Here is a 21,498-nt window from a genome sequence, read left to right on the forward strand (position 1 = left end):
GTCAGGTCAGGTTCATTTCATACTGAACCGGCCCATCGGGCATAAACGTGCTCATCACCTGGCGGATATCACGGGCGGCCTCGCCGGCCGACATATCACCCGCGCGCACAGTAGACAGCAACCGGCTAAGATAGCCCGACATCCGCCGCGCCTGTTCGACTGTCAGGTCGATATCGAACAACAGCAGGATATCATCACGGGTTTCCGTCTCGGTCAGGGTATGCTGCCTGAGCCCGGCAAGGGTGATTTCAACGGCGTCGGCCTGACCGGCGGCGGTAAGGGTAGCGGGAATGGCGGTCATCGCCTCCTCCTGGGTTTGCAAAACACTACTGCCTGCCCCATTGCCGCTTTCACACGCGACGATCTCATACAATCGCGTTCGTTATAAATTTTCAGTCTGAAATTCAGCCGGCCGCGATATCTTCGCTTGGGCGGCCGATGGACGAATAGGTGAAGCCGTGACGTGCCACTTCTTCGCGGCGATAAATATTGCGCAGATCGACCAGGACCGGTGATTTCAGGGCCGCCTTGATGCGCTTCAGGTCGAGACCGCGGAACTCGTTCCATTCAGTGACGATCACCACCGCATCGGCGCCGGTAGCGGCGTCATAGGCGCCTTCGCAATAGGTAATCGGTGGCAGCACAGCCTTGGCATTTTCCATGCCTTCCGGATCGAAGGCGCGGATGGCGGCGCCGGCCTCGACCAGTTCCTCAATGATGGTGATGGCCGGGGAATCGCGCATGTCGTCGGTTTCCGGCTTGAAGGTCAGGCCGAGCAACGCCACGGTCTTGCCGGCGACGCTGCCGCCCAGCGCCTTGATGACCTTCTTCGTCATCTTCGACTTGCGGGCGTCATTGATTTCCACGGTCGTCTCGATCAGCCTGATCGGCGCGCCGAAATCCTGCGCCGTCTTGACCAGGGCCAGGGTATCCTTGGGGAAGCACGAGCCGCCATAGCCGGGGCCGGCGTGCAGGAACTTGGTGCCGATGCGGTTATCCAGGCCGATGCCGCGCGCCACTTCCTGGACATTGGCGCCCACCGCCTCGCACAGGTCGGCCATTTCGTTGATATAGGTGATCTTCATCGCCAGGAAGGCATTGGCGGCGTACTTGATCAGCTCGGAGGTGCGGCGCGTGGTGAACATCAGCGGTGACTGGTTGATGAACAGCGGACGATAAACCTCGGTCATGACCGAACGGGCGCGCTCATCTTCGATGCCGACCACGATGCGGTTCGGTATCATAAAGTCCTTGATCGCCGCGCCCTCGCGCAGGAATTCCGGATTGGACACCACGGCCACATCGGCGTCCGGATTGGTCTCGCGGATGATGCGCTCGACCTCATCGCCGGTGCCGACCGGCACGGTCGACTTAGTGACGACGACGGTGAAACCCTCGACCGAGCGGGCAATATCGCGCGCGGCGGCGTAGACGTATTTAAGGTCGGCATGGCCGGTCTCCGGATGAGGCGGTGTACCAACCCCGATAAAGACCACCTCAGCGCCGGCAACGGCGGCCTTGATATCGGTCGTAAAGGTCAGGCGGCCGGCCTTGACATTATCGAGCGTCATTTCCTCAAGGCCCGGCTCGAAGATCGGGATGCCCCCCTTCTTCAGCCCCTCGATCTTGTCGGCATTGAGGTCCATGCAGACGACATCATGGCCGAATTCGGCGAAACACACACCCGAAACCAGGCCGACATAGCCCGAGCCAATCATCGTAATCTTCATTTTTCGACCTTATTTTGCCCAAACCCACGGAGCGAGTCATCAAAAACTTTGAGCCGAACCAAACCCAACTGCACCTGCAAAGGCAAGCGAAATATGCTGACCGATTGTATCAGGTCGTTTGCAGACCTGGCAGGGCGTCGAAATCGGCAGCGTCATGGCGCTCCTTAAGGCCGTCGGTGGCGCGGTTGACCAGACGGCCACGCTGCACGCCCGATCGCGCCTCAAGCCGGTCCATCCAGCGGCGAATATTTGTGTATTCGTCAACCGACAGGAATCCGGCGGCAGAATAGGCATTGTTCACAATGCCGCCATACCAGGGATAGATGGCTATGTCGGCGATGGTGTAGTCATCGCCCGCTACAAATTCGCTTTTGCCCAGCTGCGTATCCAGCACATGCAACTGGCGCTTGGTTTCCATGGCGTAGCGGTTGATGGCGTATTCAATTTTGAACGGCGCATAGGCATAGAAATGGCCGAAACCGCCACCGACAAACGGCGCGGAACCCATCTGCCACATCAGCCAGTTCATCGTTTCGGCGCGTTTATGATGCTCAGTCGGTAAAAAGACCCCGAACTTTTCCGCCAGATAAAACAGGATCGAGCCGCTTTCAAACAGGCGCGTTGAGGGCGCGGTCGAATAATCTACCAGAGCCGGAATCTTGGAGTTGGGATTGATGGAGACGAAACCGCTGCCGAACTGGTCGCCTTCGCCGATATTGATCAGCCAAGCGTCATATTCGGCGCCGGCATGGCCCAGGGCCAGCAGTTCCTCCAGCATGATGGTGACCTTGATGCCATTGGGCGTGCCCAGCGAATAGAGCTGGAGCGGATGCTTACCCGCAGGCAATTCCCTGTCATGCGTCGCGCCGGAAACAGGCCGGTTAATATTGGCGAACTGCCCGCCGTTGCCTTTGCCTTTGCCCCACTGCCAGACCTTTGGCACGACATAGCCGGTCGGCTGGTTTTGGGCGGGATCATTGTCGGCCATGGCGCACCTCAATATGTAACTGTATGGCCTTCATATGGTCGCGGCTGGCGGCTTTGCAACCGGTCCGGCCTATTCTTACACAGGCGCGTCGTGCTTGTCCTTGCGGCGGCGGCCAAGCAGCATCTTCGCTTCCAGGTGCGCGCGCAGGGCACCGTAATAGGCCCGCAGAAAAGTCTCGTCACCCGGCGGATCGATTTTCGGGTCCACCCAGTTGATCCGCGCCTTGATCCGGGCAGCCACCGCCTTCATCACCGCCGGTTTGCGTTCGCGCAGCACCTGTTCCAGCACGGTCAGTTCCATCTCGCCATAGGCCAGTTGATCCGGTGTAAAGCTGAGACCCAGATTACGGTCGCCTTCCAGATCGACCAGGTCGTAACTGAGGGATGCCTTCGGCATATGGACGACGCGCGTCCCGGCCAGGAAATCCCCCAGCCGGGCATGTTGTTTGTTGAACAGGGGCAAAAGAAGCAGGGCCAACGCCCACAGGAAGGCCAACCATGAGCCGGCCGAATGATTGGCCGACCAGGCGAAGATCAAGGTCACCGGCAGGTACAGCTCGACCTCACGCAGGGCATTGCGTGTAAAAACCGCCGCCGGGGTCAGCCGGCCGCCGTCATGCGAGATCACCCGCAGCTTCATGACCCGCTTGCCGGGGGTCGCGGCGCGCGCGCCCATCTCGAAGATAATAAAATAGCCGGAACGCAGGAAAAACAGGAAGAGCATGGCCACGATCAGCACGAACGAGCCCAGCGCCTTGTTCTTGCCGCCATCAAACACATGCTCCAGCGGCAGGATCAGCCAGATGATGACCACGACAACCGGCGCCAGGATCATGATCAGCCAGTCGAGCAGCAGGGCACCGACGCGCTCACCGAACGTGGCATTGATAAAGGGCAGGACCACGCCCTCAGGCGTGAGGATTTCCGTGGCCGTGCGGCCGATTTCGCCATAAGGCGCATCGCTGGCCAGGTCTCGCTTGCCGGCTTTGGCCATCAGGCGCCCTCCCCCGGTTTCCTGCGGCCGACAGAGGTATAGTAAAGCCCCCAGATCGTCAGCATGACCGCGCCGATGCCGATGCGGGCAAACGGATCGGTGATCATCTGCCGGCCGATGCCTTCCAGGCAGCCGGCCACCGTCAGCATGACAGCGACACCGATCATGGCCGTGCCGGTCAGGGTACCGGCTTCGCGCAGCGCCTGCTTGCGGGTAACGTCACCAGGGAACATCAGCCGGCGGGCGATATGGAAGCCGCAGCCGGCGGCGATGACCAGGGCGAACAGTTCCGTCGTGCCGTGGATGGTCAGCCAGGCGGCGAATTCAAAGCCCAGCCCCTGCTGCGCGAACAGCCACACCATGGCGCCAAGCGTAATTCCGGTATAGAGCGTCAGAGCGAAGGTCGGCAGGCCGAAGACCGCACCAAAGGCGAAGGTCGAGATCGCCACGCCAACATTATGCGTCATCAGGAAGACGGCAAAGGGCGACAGGGCATGGTTTTCCGGATTGCCGCCAATGGTCTTGCGCAGGTCTTCCGCCGAAGAGTCGAGCCCGCGGCTGCCCTGTTCACCCGGCAGGAAGACATTGTACCAGGTGGAATCGTGCGCGCACATCAGCCAGCCGGCAATGGCGCCCGCCACCAGGGTGGCGAAGGCCAGGACGATTTCGCCCCCCAGTTTGCGCACCGCGCGCGGCCAGCCCAGGACGAAGAAGCTGTAGAGCACGTCCTTGAAACGTGTCTGCGGTCCGTAGACATAGACATAGGCGCGCACGCACAGGGCCTGCAGATAGGTGATCATGTTGCGGTCGAGCGAGATCGACTGCGCCATGGAAAGCGACGACATCGCTGAGCGATACAGCAACGGCAGGTTCAGCAGTTCATCGATGGAGAAACTGCCAAGACCGCGCCTTTCCACCTTGTCGAGTTGGGTTGAAAGCGCGCGCCAGTCGGATTGCCGCGCCTCGCGGAACTTCTGGCTTTTCAGGCGCAGAACAGGCTTTGGGGCATCATCGGTCATGGCTGGCCTCCAAAGTAAGATACCCCACCACCACATCTAGCCGCTTCGCGTCGTCGTGTGGTCCCCCTCCCCGGCTTAGCCGGGGAGGTATAAGACCTGTACCTCCCCATCTTTGATGGGGAGGGGGACCGACGCGCTCTTGCGCGTTGGTGGTGGGGTATCTTGCTTTCTGATTATGCATCACTCCCCCTACAGCCGATCGGCGCGTTTCAGCGCCAGGTACTTGCTGACAATCGCCGCTGCCATCTGTTCGGTCGGCGTCTCCAGCACCTCGACGCCCTGACGGCGCAGTTGCGTCAGGACGCGTTCGCGCTGGCTGGCCAGGCGGCGAGCAAAGACGGCGCGCGTCACGTCTTCAGCCTGGTTCGGTGTTTTCGCCATCAGATCCTCGACCACCTCGTCACGGCAGGCGACGAACAATACCAGATGCTTTTTCGACAGGCGGTTCAGGCTCTCTAACATCAGGTCGGCGCTGATTTCATCGATGAAATCGGAAAACAGGATGATCAGTGAACGGCGAGCCACCTTGGCATTCAGATCAGCCAGAGCCAAAGTATGGTTGGATTCCTCCGGTGAATCCTCCAGCGCCGACAACTGGTATTTCAGTGTGGCGAACCCGTTGGTGCCGGAGATCGGCGGCGCAATGTGATAGGGCTTGGAAGCAAAGGCGAAGGTGCGGACATTGTCGCCGATCTTCAGCGCCGTATACCCCAGCAGCAGACCGGCATAGATGGCGCGGTCCAAACGCTTCAGCCCGCCCAGCGGCTCCCCCATCAGGCGGCCGGTATCATAGGCCAGCACGATATGATGATTGCGTTCGGCCTGATACTCGCGGGAGAATAGTTTCATATGCCGCGCCGAAGACCGCCAGTCGATGCGGCGGTGATCCTGCGAGGCATCGTATTCGCGCAGGGCATGATATTCCGAGCCGTTATAAAGCTGGTTCTGCACCCGTACGCCGTAGATATTATCGAGCGAGAACAGGTCGGCGGCCTCCTGCTCCACGCCTTGGAGGTCCGGCGTCACGACGATTTCGCTATCGAGCGGCACTCGCGTCTGGACGTAAACCAGGCCCAGGAAACCCCGCCCGCGGATATAGGCGGCCTCGATATCGCCACGCCCCCGTGCCATCGCCTTCAGATTTAGCGTACCATGAAACGCGCCGTCCTGCCGCGTCAGCCGGCGTTCATAGGTCGAGGTCAGAAGCAGGCGATGCAGGCCGAGACGCAGTTCGATGATCGCCGGTTGCCGCCACTTTGTGAAGCGCGCCTCGAACGGCACATCGACCGTCCGGCCGACGCCGAGCACGGCCGGTGGCTTGATCGTGAAGACCAGCCCGGCGGCCACAGGCGCGAACATGCCGTCCAGCAGGGCCGCGACAAACAGCAGGGCCGCCACCAGCGGCACCCAGGCCCACAGACCGGGCGCAAATATCCCCACGCCGAGCGCAACAAGCACGCTCAGGGCCAGGATCGTCAGCAGGCGCGGTGTGGGATAGATGGGCATCAGCGCGGTATTTCAATTCTTTCAAGCAGCCCCTGCAATACGCGATCGACGCTCTCGCCCTCGATCTCGGCGGAAGGCGACAGCAGGACGCGGTGGCGCATGGTGGCGGGATAGAGCGCCTTGATATCGTCCGGCAGCACATAGTCACGACCATCGAGCACGGCCCTGGCACGGGCGGCACGCGCCAGCAGGGCACCGGCGCGCGGGCTTGCCCCGACCGACAGTTGCGGCGCTTCACGGGTGGCGCGGATCAGGGCGACGATATAGTTGAGATTGGCATCATTGAGCTTCACGCTTGACACAACCTGGATCGCCTCAGCCAGTGAGGCCGCGCTGAGAACGGCCGAGACGCCGGCCAGCACCGGATCGGTGGCCGCCGCATTGCCCGCCGTATCAACAATGCGCTTTTCTTCCTCAAGCGACGGATAGCCCAGCACATGCTTGAACAGGAAGCGATCGAGCTGCGCTTCGGGCAGCGGATAGGTGCCCTGCTGCTCGATCGGGTTCTGCGTGGCGATGACGGTGAAATGCGAACCCAGGTCATGTTTGACGCCATCGAGCGTCACCGAGCGCTCCTGCATGGCTTCGAGCAGAGCGGCCTGGGTCTTCGGCGGCGTGCGGTTGATTTCATCGGCCAGCAGCAAATCGCAGAAGATCGGCCCCTTGGTCAGGGTGAAGCTCGATGTCTGGAAGTTGAACAGGTTGGAGCCCAGCACGTCGCCTGGCAGCATGTCCGGCGTGAACTGGATGCGGCCAAATTTCAGGCTTAAGGCTTGGCAGAAGACGCGCGCCAGCAGCGTCTTGGCCGTGCCCGGCGGGCCTTCGAGCAGCACATGGCCGCCGGAAAAAAGCGCCGTCAGCATCAGGTCGACCGTATCGGTCTGGCCGATGATGACCTTGCCGATCTCGCCGCGCAGCCGGGCCGCGAGAGCTTGGATTTCAGGTATGAGCACGTTGTATCTCCGTCTTCCAGGCGTGGAGCTTGAGTGTGATATCGATAAGCTGGTGTACAGTCATGACCTTTGCCGCGCGGGCCTTGAGGTCGATAAAGGAGTCGGTCGTCTTTTGCGCCTGACCCAGGCGTTCGGCGAGATCGTCCGGGCTTTCAGCATTGACACCCAGCCTGTACCCCTTGTCCTTCAGAACCTGATCGCGCACCAGATCGGCATAGGCCGGGCCGAGCCGGACCTCTTTCAGGGTGATGGCCATCAGGCGGGCGGCATTGTCGGCCAGAATTTTCACGCCGCGCCCCAGGGGCGGCTCCACCGGCGCCTCGCGGGCCGGGCCGAAGCGCGAAAACGCCGCCCACATCAGGCCAAGGCCGGCGATCAGCAGGCACAGCGGCACGGCGATAAAGGGCGGGCGGCTCAGGGCGTGCAGCAGGTCGTGATCGGTCGATATGCCGTTGAAGGTCAGGTTGAAAATCACCCGGCCGGGTTTGTTGGCGGGCGGGCTGATCGTATCGATCAGGTTCAGGGCCGCGACCACCTTCTGCGGATCGGCCAGTATCTGATTGTTGAGCAGGTCGGGGTCGCTGAGCAGGTATATCGGCGCCTTCGGTTGCGGGCGGCCTCTGGTGACGATCACCCGCGACAACACCGCCTCGCCATTGGGACCGGTCAGCACCGGCTGGAGGTTTGGCCCGGTGATCGATTGCAGGCCGGTGATCGCCCCCACGGAAACGGGCGCAGCAAAAGCGATACCTTCAGCGGTCGGTTTGAAGGTCCACAGGTGCTTCAGGGGCAGGTCCTTCTGGCCATTGGCCGCCGCCTCCATCTCGGCAGCCGACAAAGCCCGTGTATCGCGCTTCAACACGTACGAGACCAAATCGAAGGTCACCAGACTGTCGCCATTGCGTACGGTTTGCGTCCCCGGCGGCGAGGCTTTTATTCTGGCCACCGCCTGTTTGTCATCTTTCGGCGCCGGCACTTCACTCACGGGTGACAGGAAACCCAGGCTGTCAACCACATTGGCGGCGGCAACCAAAGTCGGGCCGCGATCCCAGTAGCGGTTGCGCGGATCGGGTCCGGCATTCCATTTCGGCGCCACGACCAGCACCACCTTGCCCAGTGGCTGGCGCAGGACGTGTTTCGATCGTCGGGGATCGGGAATCTGCGTCGCGCCGTTGCCTGTTTCGTCATCCGTATCACCGCTGGCCGAGACGCTTGCGGAAGCGGCGCTTTCCGAGGCGGCATCGGCCGAGGACACACTGGCCGAAGACACACTGGCCGAAGAGGCTGACGACGTGTCGTCGCTGTCGAAATGATAGGCATAGGTCAGGGTGCCGCCATCATCATCGAGTGTGATGATTTCCAGGTCACCATGTTCGATCAGCGGGCCGTCTTCCATGCGGTTGACAATGACCTCATGCCCCCTCGCCTCCAGCAGGCGGCGCAGCCCCGCCGTGCCCTGCGCCGAAAGGCCGGTCGCATTGGCCTTCTGGCCCGTTTTCGGCACCGAATTGACATCGAAGAGCGTGATGGCCGCCGCCGCGAACAGGCACAGGCAGAGAAAGGCCGCCACAGCCGGCAGCCAGCCGGAAGCCTTGCCGATCCGGGCTCCGATATGTTGCCCCAAGGTCTTTTTGACTGCCGCGGGCTTGGCCATCAGGCAATCCCCTCGGCGGCTACAAAGGCGGTATAGGCGGCGCGGCAGGCGTCAAAATCCGCCCGCGTGGCGGCTATGCCGGCGAAATAACTCTTTTCCACGCAGCGCACGATTTCGGTGAAGGCCGGACGTGCTGCTTCCGGCAGCAGCGGATGCGAACGGATATCGCGCGCCGAATAATGTTTGCGCACCAGGTCCGGCCGGAAGGCGTTGATATCCGCCACAGACCGCACCAGCAGCAGGTGAATCGCCTCGTCATAGCTGCCTTCGGCCGCCAGTTTATCGATATCACCCAGCAGGGCCACCACCGCCTCCCGCGTCGGCCGCCAGGGCGCATCGGCCCGCAGATGATCGCGTGCGAACAGTCGCTGGAACCGCGACGTAATCATCATGCGCACGAAGGGGGACAACAGCAGTGCGATCAGGGCCAAGGCCAGAGCCACGAGAATATAGGGCATGACAGGCGCCAGCGGCTTGAAGACGCTGGCGACCTTCTCGAAAAATTCTCCGATATTCTTGAAAACCCGGTTCCAGAATTCCAGCGCCTTCAAATCCGGCTTCGGCATGGCCGTAAAGGTGGTTTGCAGGTCGTGACTGCCATTGACCTGCCCGATCAGGCGCTTCGCTTCGGCGGCATCGACAGGCGTATTGGCGCTGCCATGCCCGACACCCGCCACGGCACGTGAGGCGCTGTCTGTTGCCCCGGTCTGCGTCAAAGCCTGCAATCCCCCGTCCCGTTCGTCTTACAGGCGCCCCCACGCCGTAACGGTTAGACCTTAGGGCGCAAGCAGGGGCCGGGTCAAGCGCTAAGCGTGTCAGGCGTCCGCCGCCTCTTCCAGTATCTGGTCGATGGTCCAGCTTGAAATCGTGCCAGGCAGCCGCCTGACCGCCGCATCCCCCATTCGCCAGGGGCGGCATTTGAAGGTCGCACCATTCAGGCTGATGCACAGGCCGGTCGGGTCAAAATGCTCAATCCTGGCTTCAACCTTTCCGTCTTCTTCCAGATGTAAATCGAGGACATCCATCCGGCGCAGGACGCCGCTCTGGATGGTGAAGGCCATGCCGCGGCCAATGTTCCGGCTGTTCGCAACCGCATGATATTGAGCCATCAGAACCTCCCTGTCTGATTTTTGTGTGTCCCGTCATACTGCCCGGTTTACTATCAGGAACCAATGCGGAAATCGGCGTCTCGCTTTTCTGTGAACTCAGGCGCTGTCATACGGTCCAGCGCACCGTGATTTCAGCATCGGCCGCCGGCCGGTATTCGACATATGTGTTGCCGCTGTCCGTTGTTTCCAGCCTCTCAATTGAGACTTCAGGCAGCCCGGCCTTATCATCGAGCGCGATCAGGCGGAGGCGCGCGACACATCCTTTCGGCCCCTTGAGCTGAATGCCGATACAGCCATCCTTCGGCTCGATATTGGCCGGATAATCGGCGAACAGCCGGAAGGGCGCGTTGCCACAGGCGAAGTAGGCGCGTGATGCCAGGACGAACGCACTGCCGGCGCCATAGACCTCCTGTCCCACCTGCCCGGCGGGACTGCCGTCGCCGTAGATATCTTCCAGCGGCAGCGAAAGCGCCCGGTCGATATGGCCATTGCGGACAGTATCGGACAGGCTCTCAGCCGGCAGTAAGTCCGGATAGAAGGACCACAGCACATCCAGCGCATAGCGCCGGTATTCACACATCAGAAGCTTCAGTGCCTCCGGCAGATCCGGGCCCGAAATCTTCAGCGCCTCGTCGAAAGCCTCAAACACCTCGAACGCTTCATAGGCCGCCATATAAGGACCGTCATGCAGGCATGTGACGCCGAAGAAGTTGGTGTAATGACCGGCCCAGCCGATCTTCGATGCCCACAGTTCGCAATTGTGCATCAGGCCGGCGATGAAGACATAGGCCTGGTCGAGATAGTGCGGATCGTCCTCCATCTGCCACAGCCGCAGGCAGGCGAGCGCGCCCCAGGCCGTCAGATTGGTCTGGTAAACCAGTTCGAAGCGATTATTCTCCAGGGCTTTCAATGCCGCCCTGGCCTCAGCCACATAGGTGGCATCATGGGTCAGTTCGTGCGCCAGCAGCATGACATAGGCGTAGAAGCCGCCGACATCGGTCTGGCCCAGCCCGTCGCCGCGATCCTTTTCGATCACCTTCAGGTTCGTCAGGTCATACTGAATCGGCCACCTGTATTTGAAATGGTGCGCCGCCTTCACGGTAAAGGCGATCGATTTGCGAAACAGGGTATCGGCCCAGGCTTCGCCCTTAAGCGCCAGACGCGCCAGGTTCATCAGCGGATGGTAGATATACCAGGAATCGACCGCGTCACGGTCCTTGTCGTCACCGACATCCGGCAGGTAGCGGCGCAGGGTACGCAGCTCATTGTCGAAAAACCCTTCCATGGCATCGGCCAGGTTATCCGAAAACGGATCACGGCACCCGCGCCAGGCTTCGTATTCGCGCAGGGATTTCAGCACCGTCATCTGGACCATGCTGTCGGGATATTCGGCCGCGACGTAGGGCCGGATATAGGTTCTGCCGTCATGAACCTGGGTGACATCCGGTGAGGTCTTGAGGTCCAACAGGGTCTTGTCGGCCCGCCAGATCCAGTCGCGGTATTCCGGTTGGGGCTTATCGAGATGGGGATAGATATCCGCCAGCATCGCGACGAAGTTGCGCGCCACCTCGAACTCATTCGCTCCGCAATCATCCCGGAGGCTGATCAGGGCGTCCGAAATCACATAGTCCTGCCCCGCTTTCAGCGGATCGACCGGCGGCGAGTCACCATTGGGTGATCCCGGCGGCTGATAGCCAAGTTCCGGCCATTGTCCCCCCACCACGCCGTCGGGCTTGGTTTTGGTGTCGACAAAGAAGGGATTGAGCGCCGTCAGATTCTGCATGTAGAGGACGCTGCCAAACGCGGGCTTTTTCAAACACAGATAGCAAAGCCCGGCATTCAGACCGCGCTGGCCGGCCTCCACTCTGCCTTCTGCCTGGCGCGGATCATCGTTTTCATCGAGCACATAAAGATCGCGCGGCCAGAAGACGACCAGCAGGTCATGCGAGGGTACAAGGCGCGAAGTCATGCGCAGGAAATTGTCACCTCGAAATGTCAGGCTGATGCGGTAGACACCGGAATGGGTCTCGACTGTCCAGTCGCCGCCATCCTCACGACGATGGGCCTCGACAATGATATTCTGGCCCATGATCGGATAGGTGCGCAGGGCAATGCCGCCCTGGCCCGGCTTGCGAACCACCACCCAGAGCGAGTCCCGACCATGGTGGGTGGAAACCGTATAATCGCCCAATGGCCATTGACTTTCCGGCTCATTGGCCGCCAGAATTTCAAAACGGGCATTCAGCGTTTCCGGGGTAAAACCGGGCGTTTCGGGGTGTGGATTTTGCTTACTGGCCTTGTGGTCCACCGTGGTCATTCTGGTCAACTCCAACCCGTTCGGATCGAGCGAGGCTAAGACGATGTCCGTAAAATATCGATGCGCCCAAAGGCAGGCAGACGCCGCCCCGACATAAATTCGCCAGCGCGCCTATCGCCGTTTCAGCGCGGCCCTGTCCAGCACGTCACGCACACGCAAGGCCAACTCCTCCAGGGTGAAGGGCTTGCCGATCAGTTCGACATCATTGTCCAGTATGCCATTGTGGACCACCGCATTGCGCGTATATCCGGTCGTGTAGATCACGGGCAGGTCCGGACGCTTTTCGCGCGCCAGATCGACCAGTTTGCGGCCGTTCATTTCCGGCATGACGATATCGGTAAACAAAAGGTCCACATCGGGCCGGTCAAGCAGGGTGGCCAGGGCGCCCTGGGCATTGCCGGCTTCGAGGACTCGGTAACCCAGGTCTGCCAGCGCCGTGGCCGAGAACTGCAGGACCAGGTCCTCGTCATCGACTACCAGAATCAGTTCCCGCCCATCATTGTTCGGCAGAACCGCCAGGCGGTCGGCGTCGCCTCCGTCAACGGCGTCGCCCATATAGCGCGGCAAATATATCTTCACACTCGTTCCGTGACCAACCTCGGAATAGATCTTGGTGTGCCCGCCCGACTGCTTGATGAAACCATAGACCTGGCTGAGCCCCAGGCCGGTCCCCTTACCAACCTCCTTCGTGGTAAAGAACGGATCGAACGCCTTGGCCAGGACATCGGGCGCCATGCCGCTGCCGGTATCTGTCACGCCGATCATCACATACTGGCCGGGCGTGATGCCCAGTTCCCTGGCGACATAGCGTTTGTCGAGATGCGCATTCTGAGTCTCGATGGTGAGACGGCCGCCCCCTTCCATGGCGTCGCGGGCATTGACCGCCAGATTGAGCAGGACGCTTTCCAACTGGTTCTGATCGACGTGTATCCGCCAGACGCCGCCTGACAGCACCGTCTCCAACTGGACATCCGCGCCAAGGGAATGGCGGAACAGGTCAGACATGCCGGCCACCAGCCGGTTGGGGTCGGTCACTTCCGGCTTCAGCGGCTGCTGGCGCGAGAAGGCCAGCAAACGCCGGGTCAGGTTGCCGGCCCGTTTGGACGCCTCAAGCGCCGAAGAAATCAGTGCCTTGGCACGCGGATCGTCAACGGCCGTCCGGCGGTCGAGAAGTTCCAGCGAGCCGGAAACGACCGCCAGCATATTGTTGAAATCGTGCGCCACACCGCCGGTCAGGTGCCCTACGGCCTCCATTTTCTGCGCCTGACGCAGTTGCTCCTCGGCCTCATGCAGGCGCACCTGATCCCGTATGCGTTCGGTCACATCGAAGACGAACTGGTAGGCGCCGATCTGGCGCCCCGTCTCGTCATACAGGGGGTTGAATTTCATTTCATAATGGCGCGGCTCCCTGTCTGGGGCGCCGAACTCGGATACCTCTGTGAAGGCTTCGCCGTCCAGGGCCCGGCGCCAGACCGCGCGCACCGCCGCCTGCTGCTCAGGTATATGGCTGAGAACCGCCAGCATATTGTCGCCGACTTTCGGCGTGACTCCGAAAATGCGGCTGAACTCTTCCGAACCGGCCCGATTGATGGCCAGCCAGTTCAGATCCATATCCGCTACCTGAACAAAGGCGTCGGTCGATTCCAGGATGTCGGCCAGAATACGCTGTTCCGCCAGGGCCGCACTGACGCGCTCTTCCAGTTGGGCATTGAGCGCCCTGAGTTCCGCCGTGACACGCGCGCGTTCCGTCGCGGTGCGCGTCCGCTCCGCCACCTCGCGCACAAAGGCCAGTTCCTCCTCCGGCCATTCCCGCGCCGTCTCGTGATTGAGGTAGAGCAGGGCAACAAAGCGTCCGCGTTCGGTGACCGGCATATTGACGACGGACTGCGCACTGATTGCTTTCAGGGCGTCCGCGGTCGCCGCGGTTCGCGGATCGGTTTCGGCATCAGCGAATACCACGGTTTCGCCCTGCTTCAGATTTTCGATATAGGAGCCGTAGTTGCGGAAATGCAGCACGCCGGCCAGGCTTTTTATGCCGGGCGCATTCCAGTCACGTTCGATGGTAATCGTCTCATTGAGCGTGTCGATCACGCCATATCCCGCCCGGCTGACCTTGAGTGTTTCACCCAGGAGCCTGGCCGCCAAGAAGGCGATCTCGTCAGCATCTTCCACATCGCGGATTTCGTCGGTCAGCCGCATCAGCGCCTGGCGGCGAACCGCCTCGCGTTTTTTGTCCGAAATGTCACGGGCAATCTTGGAAGCGCCGATAATCCGGCCATCCGGGCCGCGGATGGGGGATACGGTGACCGACAGATCGATGGCCGCCCCGGACTTGTGTCGGCGGACCGTTTCAAAGTGATGCACGCGCTCGCCGGCCCTGATCTTGCCGATGATCAGGTCTTCCTCGGAGCGGCGGTCATCGGGAATGATCAGGGTAATGTGCTGGCCGATCGCCTCCTGAGCGGAATAGCCGAAAATCTTGGCGGCGGCCTCGTTCCATGAGGTGATAACGCCATCCAGCGTCTTGGCGACAATGGCGTCTTCGGACGATTCGACAATCGCCCCCAGGCGGGCCTGCGCCAGCAGCGCTTCACTTTCGAGCTTGTTATTCACGGTTCCGATCGTCGAGTGAGTGCGGGAAGCCTTTTGGCGTACAAAGAATAAAATAAGAAAACAGTTGGAACTAGCCAAAGCTGTTTAATTGACGGAACGGCTGGCGCCGAGCCCGTCCCCGCATAGACAGCTTCCCGCGAAAGCCCTCCCCTATTTCTTCCTGAAGGCCTTTTCGGCTTCGGTCGTCATGGCCTTGATCTGGGCGGGTTCGGCGGCGCGATAGGGCGTGCCGTCGGGATAGAAGATATCGTGGAACCACAGGGTCGGCTGGCTTTTCGTGTATGGCTTTTCCCACGAATCCCACGGCAGATTGGTCTGGCTCTTGCCCAGCACGAAGCCCCAGTTGATAGCGCCGACATTATATTTGCGAGCCATAGGCAGGGCCGAATCAAACGTCGAGCCGTTGCCGCGCGCCATGTACTCGGTCATGATCAACGGGCGGCCATAGGGTTGCAGCGATTTGATGCGTTCTTCCAGGCGTTCCGGCCAGTCATAACTGTGGAAGCTGATGATGTCCGACTGGTCGATCTGCACACGCTCGACAGCGTTCAGCCTGCCGTTCGGCGACCAGTCGTCATGGTGCCACACGCCCGAGGTCAGGGGCTGGATCGGGTCTTCCGTCCGCGCCCAGGCAAAGACCTGCGGCAGCAGCTTGGCCACCTGAGCCGTCTTGGTGGCCTCATCCAGTTGCTGATAATTACCGCCACCCTGATTGTCAGGCTCATTCCACACATCCCAGGCCAGGATACGGTCGTCCCTGGCGAAGGCGCCGACAATGCCCTTGACGTAGGATTCGTACTTGCCCCAGCCGGCCTCATCCATCAGCCCAGCCGTACCCGGCGACTGCACCCAGCCGGAATTGTGCACGCCAGGGATCGGCGGATGCTGCGGCCCCAGCTTCGGGTTCGGGTCCCAGCAGGAATCGAACAGGACGAGCATCGGCTTGATATGGTGCTTGGCCGCCAGATCGAGCACGATGTTGATGCGCTTTTTGAACCCTTCCGGTTCCTGCGCCCATAGCTGGTCCTGCAGGAAAATACGCATGGTGTTCATGCCGATGCCTTCGGCGTAACCGAACTCCTTGTCGATCTCGGCCGGATTGAAGGTATCGGCCTGCCACATCTCGAACTGGTTGATGGCGTCGGTCGGCAGGAAGTTGGACCCCACCAGCCAGCGCTGCTTCGCGTACCACGCATTGGCTGCAGTAGGTGACCAGCGCGCCGTCTCGGCATAGGCGGGGACGCAAGAAAGCGCCAGAAGAGCCGCACAGGTTACGCCCACGCGGAACAGATTCGCAGACAGAATATTCACAGTGCTTCCTCCGATATTCTATTGGCTTATTTGATAGCCATTTTTTATTTCGCCCTGGTTACGGCGATGGGGCCGAATCCGTGCGGACCGGCCCCAAGAACTTGAAATCCAGCAGTAATGAGAGGGCTGCAAGGCGCGGCCCCCTCATTCATCAGTTATATTTGAAGCGGACAGACAGGCCATAGTAGCGGCCTTCGTCACGGATATCGCGGACGAACCGCTTACCCGCTTCGTACTCATGGAAGTTATGGAACGGCTTGGCCAGGATGTTAGAGACATCGAAGTTAAGCGTATAGGCATCGTTCGGCGAATAGCTGAACGAATAGTCCAGACGGTTTACCGCTTCCGTACCTTCGCCTTCCCAGCCACCGCTGCGGTTATCATAGGAATTAATCCAGCGTGAACGGCCGTTATACGAAAGACGGGTGGAAATCTTGTCCTTTTCATAGAAGACAGCCAGGTTATAGCTCCAGTTCGACACGCCAGGGATCTTTACCATCTGGCCTGCGCCACCCAAGGCCGCGGGCAGTTCGTTATAGGCATCGATATAGGTCAGGTTCGACTGAACGCCGATACCATTCCATGCGCCCGGCAGGAAGTCGAAGAAGGTCTGGCCGGCAATTTCTATCCCCTTGATCTTACCGGCGCCGGCATTTTCAGGACGGGACACTTCAAGAACACCGTAGGTAGGATCATTCACCCGGCTGGTATAGTTGTTAATGAAGCCAAACAGGTCGTGGTAGAATACAGCCACGCTCGCCGACGTATTGCCCGACGGATAGTATTCCCAGGTAACATCGTAGTTTGTCGAAGTCAGCGGCTTCAGGTCCGGGTTACCGGCAGAACCATAGGCATCCGCCGCATTGGGGACGGGCGTGCCGTTTGGAACATACTGTGAAATGTTCAGCGCCGGATTGAGCTGGCCAAAATCAGGGCGTGTCCGCGTCTTGGTAATGCCCAGTCGAATCTGCATCTGGTCATTCGGACGCAGGCGCATACTGACATTAGGCAGTACATCGGTATAGTTTTGGCTGATGGTATGGGGAACCGCCGTGGTCACGCCATCCCAGGTGACACTGGAAACACCGCTGTATTTGCCCATCGTATTGACGATGCGCACACCGATATTGCCATCGACCTCGGACTTGAAGAAATGGGTTTCATACCGCCCCTGGATATAGCCGGTGCGGGTCGCTTCCTTCGCGGTAAAGCCGCGATAGGGATTGTAGGGCATCAGGTCGGGTTGCCATTGGGTCTGCGTGTTTTTCCAGCCCTGGTCCGTGGGATTGAGCGCCACCAGTTGTGCGAGCGCGTCGCGGGTCACCGACAGGAGCGCCTGGCGGTTATCGACAATGCCCGCCCGTGACGGCTGCAAATAGCTCCGGAAACCCTGATCGCCGCCGCGGAAGGTATCCTGCGTCAGCGAGAGTTCGCCCACCGGAATGGAATCGAACGGAATGGCGAGCGGCAGCACCCAGGCGTAGCGGTCATTGGCTTCATAGAAGGCATTGCGATCCGAATAGCGCAGGCCGGCCTTCAACTGCTTGAAAATGCCCCATTCGGTGTCATAGACGGCATCTCCCCGCCACTGGATGCCATTGCCGCCCACCTTGTAGATACTTTCGTAGTAACCACGCCAGATATAATTGCTGGCATCCGACACATCCATGCCGACGGCATTCCAGGCCGTACCGCCATCAGACACAAAATTGACGTTGATCGGATAGGACTTGTTGATCGCCGAGTCGAGGCTCCACGAAGAGTTCGAATAGAGGCTGTTGGTATAGGCCAGGTCGGTCGAGAGCTTCAGCTTGCCGCTGGTGAAGCTGCCGCCCACCGCGATCTGCTGCGTGTCGGTGCGGTCAAAACCGGTCGAGCGGTAGAACAGGATCGGATCGCCACCGGTATTGGTCATACTGAGGACCTGGTCCGTTCCATCCTGAAGCACGACATTGCTCTTGGTGCCGTTCCAAAGAGGCGCCTGCGCCCAGTCGTTGGCATGTTCAGCCCGGTAGGCCTGCCAGAGCAGGTCGGCATAAACCTCGACCTGGTCATTCGGGCGCCATTGCAGGGTGGCGTTGGCGGAGGGCCGCCAGCGGTGACCGGTATCCATATAGACACCGACGGAATTGGGGAACCGGATCGTCTGGCCATTAACGTCGGCCGATCCGATATAGCCATCCGCCCAACGCACGGCATTACGGAAATCCTGCTCCGTATAGGAGAGGTTCAGCAGGGCGCCCATTTCACCGGCGCCGGTATTCCACCGGTCAGTAATCAGGACGTTGCCGTTGGTGTTGTACTTGCCGTTTTGGTCGTTATAGGTCTCACGGATGGCGCCATCGATTTCAAAGCCCTTGAAATCAAACGGGCGGCGTGTGCGGACATTGATCAGGCCGGCGAGGCCCGGTTCCAACAGGTCAGCCGTGCCGGACTTGTAGACTTCCATGCCGGCCAGAGCACCGGACGGGAAATCCTGCATCTGAACGCGACGCAGTTCGGCGGTTGAAATATCGCGGCCGTTGACGGTCGTCGCCACATCCGGCAGGCCGCGCACCAGCACGCCGCTGCCTTCGTCACTGCCATGCGTGATCTGAACGCCCGGCAGGCGCGCCAGCGATTCGGCCGCGTTCACGTCCGGCAGCTTGCCGATATCTTCGGCCACGACGGCGTCGATGATCGAATCAGACCGGCGCTTGATTTGTTGAGCGGAGCGCAGACTGGCGCGATAGCCCTTGACCACGATGACGGTCGAATCGTCCTTATCCTTGGCTTTTTCGGTAGCCGTCTGATCGGTGCTGGCCGCAACCGTCCCTTGGGACGCCTCCTGGGCAAACGCGGCGCCGCCGGCCATCATCAGCACGATGGACGCAGACGCGAGTAATCTCATTTTGGACTTCATAAAGTTCCCTCCTGTTTCTTCTGTCGGCGTCACGGCGCCGGTTGAGGGCATTTGTACGACAATATGATTTTATTATCAAATCAGATTTATATAGAATGACTAATGAGGCCGCGACGTAACAAATATGCAACAACGCGATACCCGCCCCAAGCATTAAAAGGCTATATAAAATCGCGTAAATTATTCAATTTATTGATTATATTAAGATATTTTAAAAGGTGCCACCTCTTACCCACCCACGACAGACAACAGAGGCAAACCACGCCTCGTAGCGAGGTAAAATTTAATCACACCATTTTGAAAATAATCGACTCTTTAAAGCCGATTATTTTCAATCCCTATTGCACAATGTAGTCAGTATTCCAAAATGCGGCATGAAGCCCGCAGGCAACTATGCCTTCACCAGTCCCGGCAGGTCCCAGATTTCATTCGGTCCGCCCGCCAGGGTGCGCTCGCCCGCCTCACGCAGGTCCAGCACGACCACTTCATTAACGCCCGACTTTAGCCAAGGCCCCGGCACGAACATAGCGCGCTGAGGACCGACCGACCAGTAACGGCCGAGATTATGCCCGTTGACGAAGACATAGCCCTTGCCCCAGCCGCGCATATCCAGGAAAGTAAAGCCCGGCACAGCGCCATCCGCCGTCACATTGAAGGTGCCGCGATAGAAGGCCGGCCCGGCCACCGGTTTCGCGGCAAACGTCAGACCCGATATATCATCGAAGGTGACGCCCGCCTGCTCCCAGCCGCTAAGTGGCGCACCATTCAACATGGCCTGCCCGATCAGGCCCTTCTGGTCGCGACCGATGTTTTTGCCGTAATTGCAATGGCCGTGGGTATCGACCCAAAGCTCCAGCACACCACCCTGCGGCACATCGATCGCCACAGAGGTTTCCTTCAGGCGGCGGTCGAGCGTTGCCACCGTGATCCCATTTACCCGCACCAGGGCGTAGTCACGGACATCATCGAATTTCAGCACGCCCGATAAGGGCTTTTCCGCGCGGTGACGATAGACCATCAGGCCGTGCATCTGGCCCAAGGCATCAAGCGATTTCGGTGACGACTGATGCACCGGCTTACCGAGCAGCGACTCCAGGGGCGCCGCTTCCGTCAGGCGAAAACGTGGCACCGTAACCGGCACCTCGGCTGGCGGCAGGGGCGCAAAAGCTTCCGCCGGCAAATAATTCTGGAACAGGGCCTTGACCGCCGCATATTTGGGCGTTGGCCGGCCGGCTTCATCCAGAATGGCGTCGTAGTCATAGCTGGAAATATCCGCGCTGTAGCCTTTGGAATCCCAGTTGGCGCCGGCATACCAGCCGAACGATGTACCGCCATGCAGCATGTAAAAACTGATCGACATCTTGCGGTCGAGCATCCATTTCAGGCTGTCGATAAGGGGCGGAATCTCCATGGTCGCGTGTAGATCGCCGAAGGCGTCAAACCAACCGCCCCAAAGCTCGGAATTGAAGAAAGGTCCGTCGCTGCGCACCTTGGCGCGCGCCGCGAACTCCTCTTCCGCCTTGTAATTGGTGCCGAAATTGATGCCGGCGACGATGCCGGGCAAAGAGCCATTGGCGACAAACTGCGACGGATCCGCCGTGTAAAGCAGGCCCGTAAACCCGGCGTCGCGCTCGGCCTCCATGACCTGGCGCATATAGTCGTGATCCGCGCCGAAAGCGCCGTATTCGTTTTCGATCTGGGTGAGAATGATCGGCCCGCCATTATCGATCAGCAGTGGCACCAGTTCCTGGCCGAGGCGCTTGAACCAGGCCTTCATTGGTCCGACAAATTTGGGATCGCTGGTGCGGGCGATACCGCTTTCTTCCGGGAACAGCCAGGCGGGCAGGCCGCCACCGTCCCATTCGGCGCAGACATAAGGGCCGGGCCGCAGGTTCACCCACAGTCCCTCTTCCTGAGCAAGCCTGATATAGGCTGCAATATCGAGATTGCCGCTGAAATCATAGACACCCGGCGATGTTTCATGAGCATTCCAGAAGACATAGGTGGTCAGGGTATTGAGCCCCAGGGATTTCAGCTTGCGCAGGCGATCGCGCCAGTATTCGCGGGCAATGCGCGGATAGTGCATTTCGCCCGCCAGGATCTGGAACGGCTTGCCATCGAGCATGAACTGGTCATTCGCCACCGTAAAACGCGACGCGGTCTTTGCGCCGGCCGCACCGGACAGGGCAATCACGGCGCCGACGCCGCCCACCGATGTCAGGAAATTCCGGCGCGTCTGCTTCATCTGGCTCATTCGTTCCTCCTGGGTCAGGCCGCGCACTCATAAATACGCCCGACACTCACATTTAGTGCGATTAATTTATTCGCCGCCTGGAAGGAATCTTCAGAAAGCGCAACCTGACATACTGAGAAATGCGTAACTTCCACAGATGACAGGCCATT

The 21,498-nt window shown here is 60.1% G+C and carries 15 protein-coding genes; all 15 read right to left on the reverse strand.

Annotated features, from left to right (window positions below):
- Position 1: 1 nt before the first annotated feature.
- Positions 2-301, reverse strand: coding sequence for a hypothetical protein (locus BLO49_RS11990; protein ID WP_139159681.1), 300 nt, complete (start codon positions 299-301; stop codon positions 2-4).
- A gap of 103 nt (positions 302-404) precedes the next feature.
- Positions 405-1,730, reverse strand: a complete 1,326-nt coding sequence (locus tag BLO49_RS11995; RefSeq protein WP_090648798.1) for a UDP-glucose dehydrogenase family protein — start codon at positions 1,728-1,730, stop codon at positions 405-407.
- Between the two features lie 109 nt (positions 1,731-1,839).
- Positions 1,840-2,718 (reverse strand): glutathione-dependent disulfide-bond oxidoreductase, encoded by an 879-nt coding sequence (yghU, locus tag BLO49_RS12000; protein WP_090648801.1) that lies wholly within the window; start codon positions 2,716-2,718, stop codon positions 1,840-1,842.
- A 75-nt stretch (positions 2,719-2,793) separates the two neighbouring features.
- Positions 2,794-3,711, reverse strand: a complete 918-nt coding sequence (locus BLO49_RS12005; protein ID WP_090648803.1) for an RDD family protein — start codon at positions 3,709-3,711, stop codon at positions 2,794-2,796.
- Positions 3,711-4,730 carry a stage II sporulation protein M gene (locus BLO49_RS12010; RefSeq protein ID WP_090648806.1) on the reverse strand — a complete coding sequence of 340 codons (1,020 nt, stop codon included), beginning with the start codon at positions 4,728-4,730 and terminating at the stop codon, positions 3,711-3,713. Before BLO49_RS12010 ends, BLO49_RS12005 begins: the two co-directional genes overlap by 1 nt.
- 189 nt (positions 4,731-4,919) lie before the next feature.
- Positions 4,920-6,236: a DUF58 domain-containing protein gene (locus BLO49_RS12015; RefSeq protein ID WP_090648809.1), complete on the reverse strand. Its 1,317-nt coding sequence runs from the start codon at positions 6,234-6,236 to the stop codon at positions 4,920-4,922.
- The gene (locus BLO49_RS12020; RefSeq protein ID WP_090648812.1) at positions 6,236-7,189 is read right to left on the reverse strand and encodes an AAA family ATPase; all 954 of its coding nucleotides are present in this window, start codon (positions 7,187-7,189) and stop codon (positions 6,236-6,238) included. The genes BLO49_RS12015 and BLO49_RS12020 overlap by 1 nt, the downstream gene beginning before the upstream one ends.
- Positions 7,176-8,843, reverse strand: coding sequence for a hypothetical protein (locus tag BLO49_RS12025; RefSeq protein ID WP_090648814.1), 1,668 nt, complete (start codon positions 8,841-8,843; stop codon positions 7,176-7,178). Before BLO49_RS12025 ends, BLO49_RS12020 begins: the two co-directional genes overlap by 14 nt.
- A complete protein-coding gene (locus BLO49_RS12030; RefSeq protein ID WP_245679004.1) occupies positions 8,843-9,559 on the reverse strand; it encodes a hypothetical protein in 717 nt (238 codons plus the stop codon). The genes BLO49_RS12025 and BLO49_RS12030 overlap by 1 nt, the downstream gene beginning before the upstream one ends.
- Before the next feature lie 99 nt (positions 9,560-9,658).
- Positions 9,659-9,952 carry a hypothetical protein gene (locus BLO49_RS12035; protein ID WP_090648819.1) on the reverse strand — a complete coding sequence of 98 codons (294 nt, stop codon included), beginning with the start codon at positions 9,950-9,952 and terminating at the stop codon, positions 9,659-9,661.
- 106 nt (positions 9,953-10,058) lie between these two features.
- The gene (locus tag BLO49_RS12040; RefSeq protein ID WP_090648822.1) at positions 10,059-12,269 is read right to left on the reverse strand and encodes a hypothetical protein; all 2,211 of its coding nucleotides are present in this window, start codon (positions 12,267-12,269) and stop codon (positions 10,059-10,061) included.
- A gap of 111 nt (positions 12,270-12,380) precedes the next feature.
- Positions 12,381-14,882: a PAS domain S-box protein gene (locus BLO49_RS18625; RefSeq protein ID WP_170828321.1), complete on the reverse strand. Its 2,502-nt coding sequence runs from the start codon at positions 14,880-14,882 to the stop codon at positions 12,381-12,383.
- 150 nt (positions 14,883-15,032) lie between these two features.
- A complete protein-coding gene (locus tag BLO49_RS12050; protein WP_245679005.1) occupies positions 15,033-16,193 on the reverse strand; it encodes a cellulase family glycosylhydrolase in 1,161 nt (386 codons plus the stop codon).
- Positions 16,194-16,344: 151 nt separating this feature from the next.
- Positions 16,345-19,083, reverse strand: coding sequence for a TonB-dependent receptor (locus BLO49_RS12055; RefSeq protein WP_245679006.1), 2,739 nt, complete (start codon positions 19,081-19,083; stop codon positions 16,345-16,347).
- 403 nt (positions 19,084-19,486) lie between these two features.
- Positions 19,487-21,349 carry a glycoside hydrolase family 35 protein gene (locus tag BLO49_RS12060; protein WP_090648829.1) on the reverse strand — a complete coding sequence of 621 codons (1,863 nt, stop codon included), beginning with the start codon at positions 21,347-21,349 and terminating at the stop codon, positions 19,487-19,489.
- Positions 21,350-21,498 lie beyond the last annotated feature (149 nt).

This window comes from Asticcacaulis taihuensis (assembly GCF_900100255.1).
Taxonomy (GTDB): domain Bacteria; phylum Pseudomonadota; class Alphaproteobacteria; order Caulobacterales; family Caulobacteraceae; genus Asticcacaulis; species Asticcacaulis taihuensis.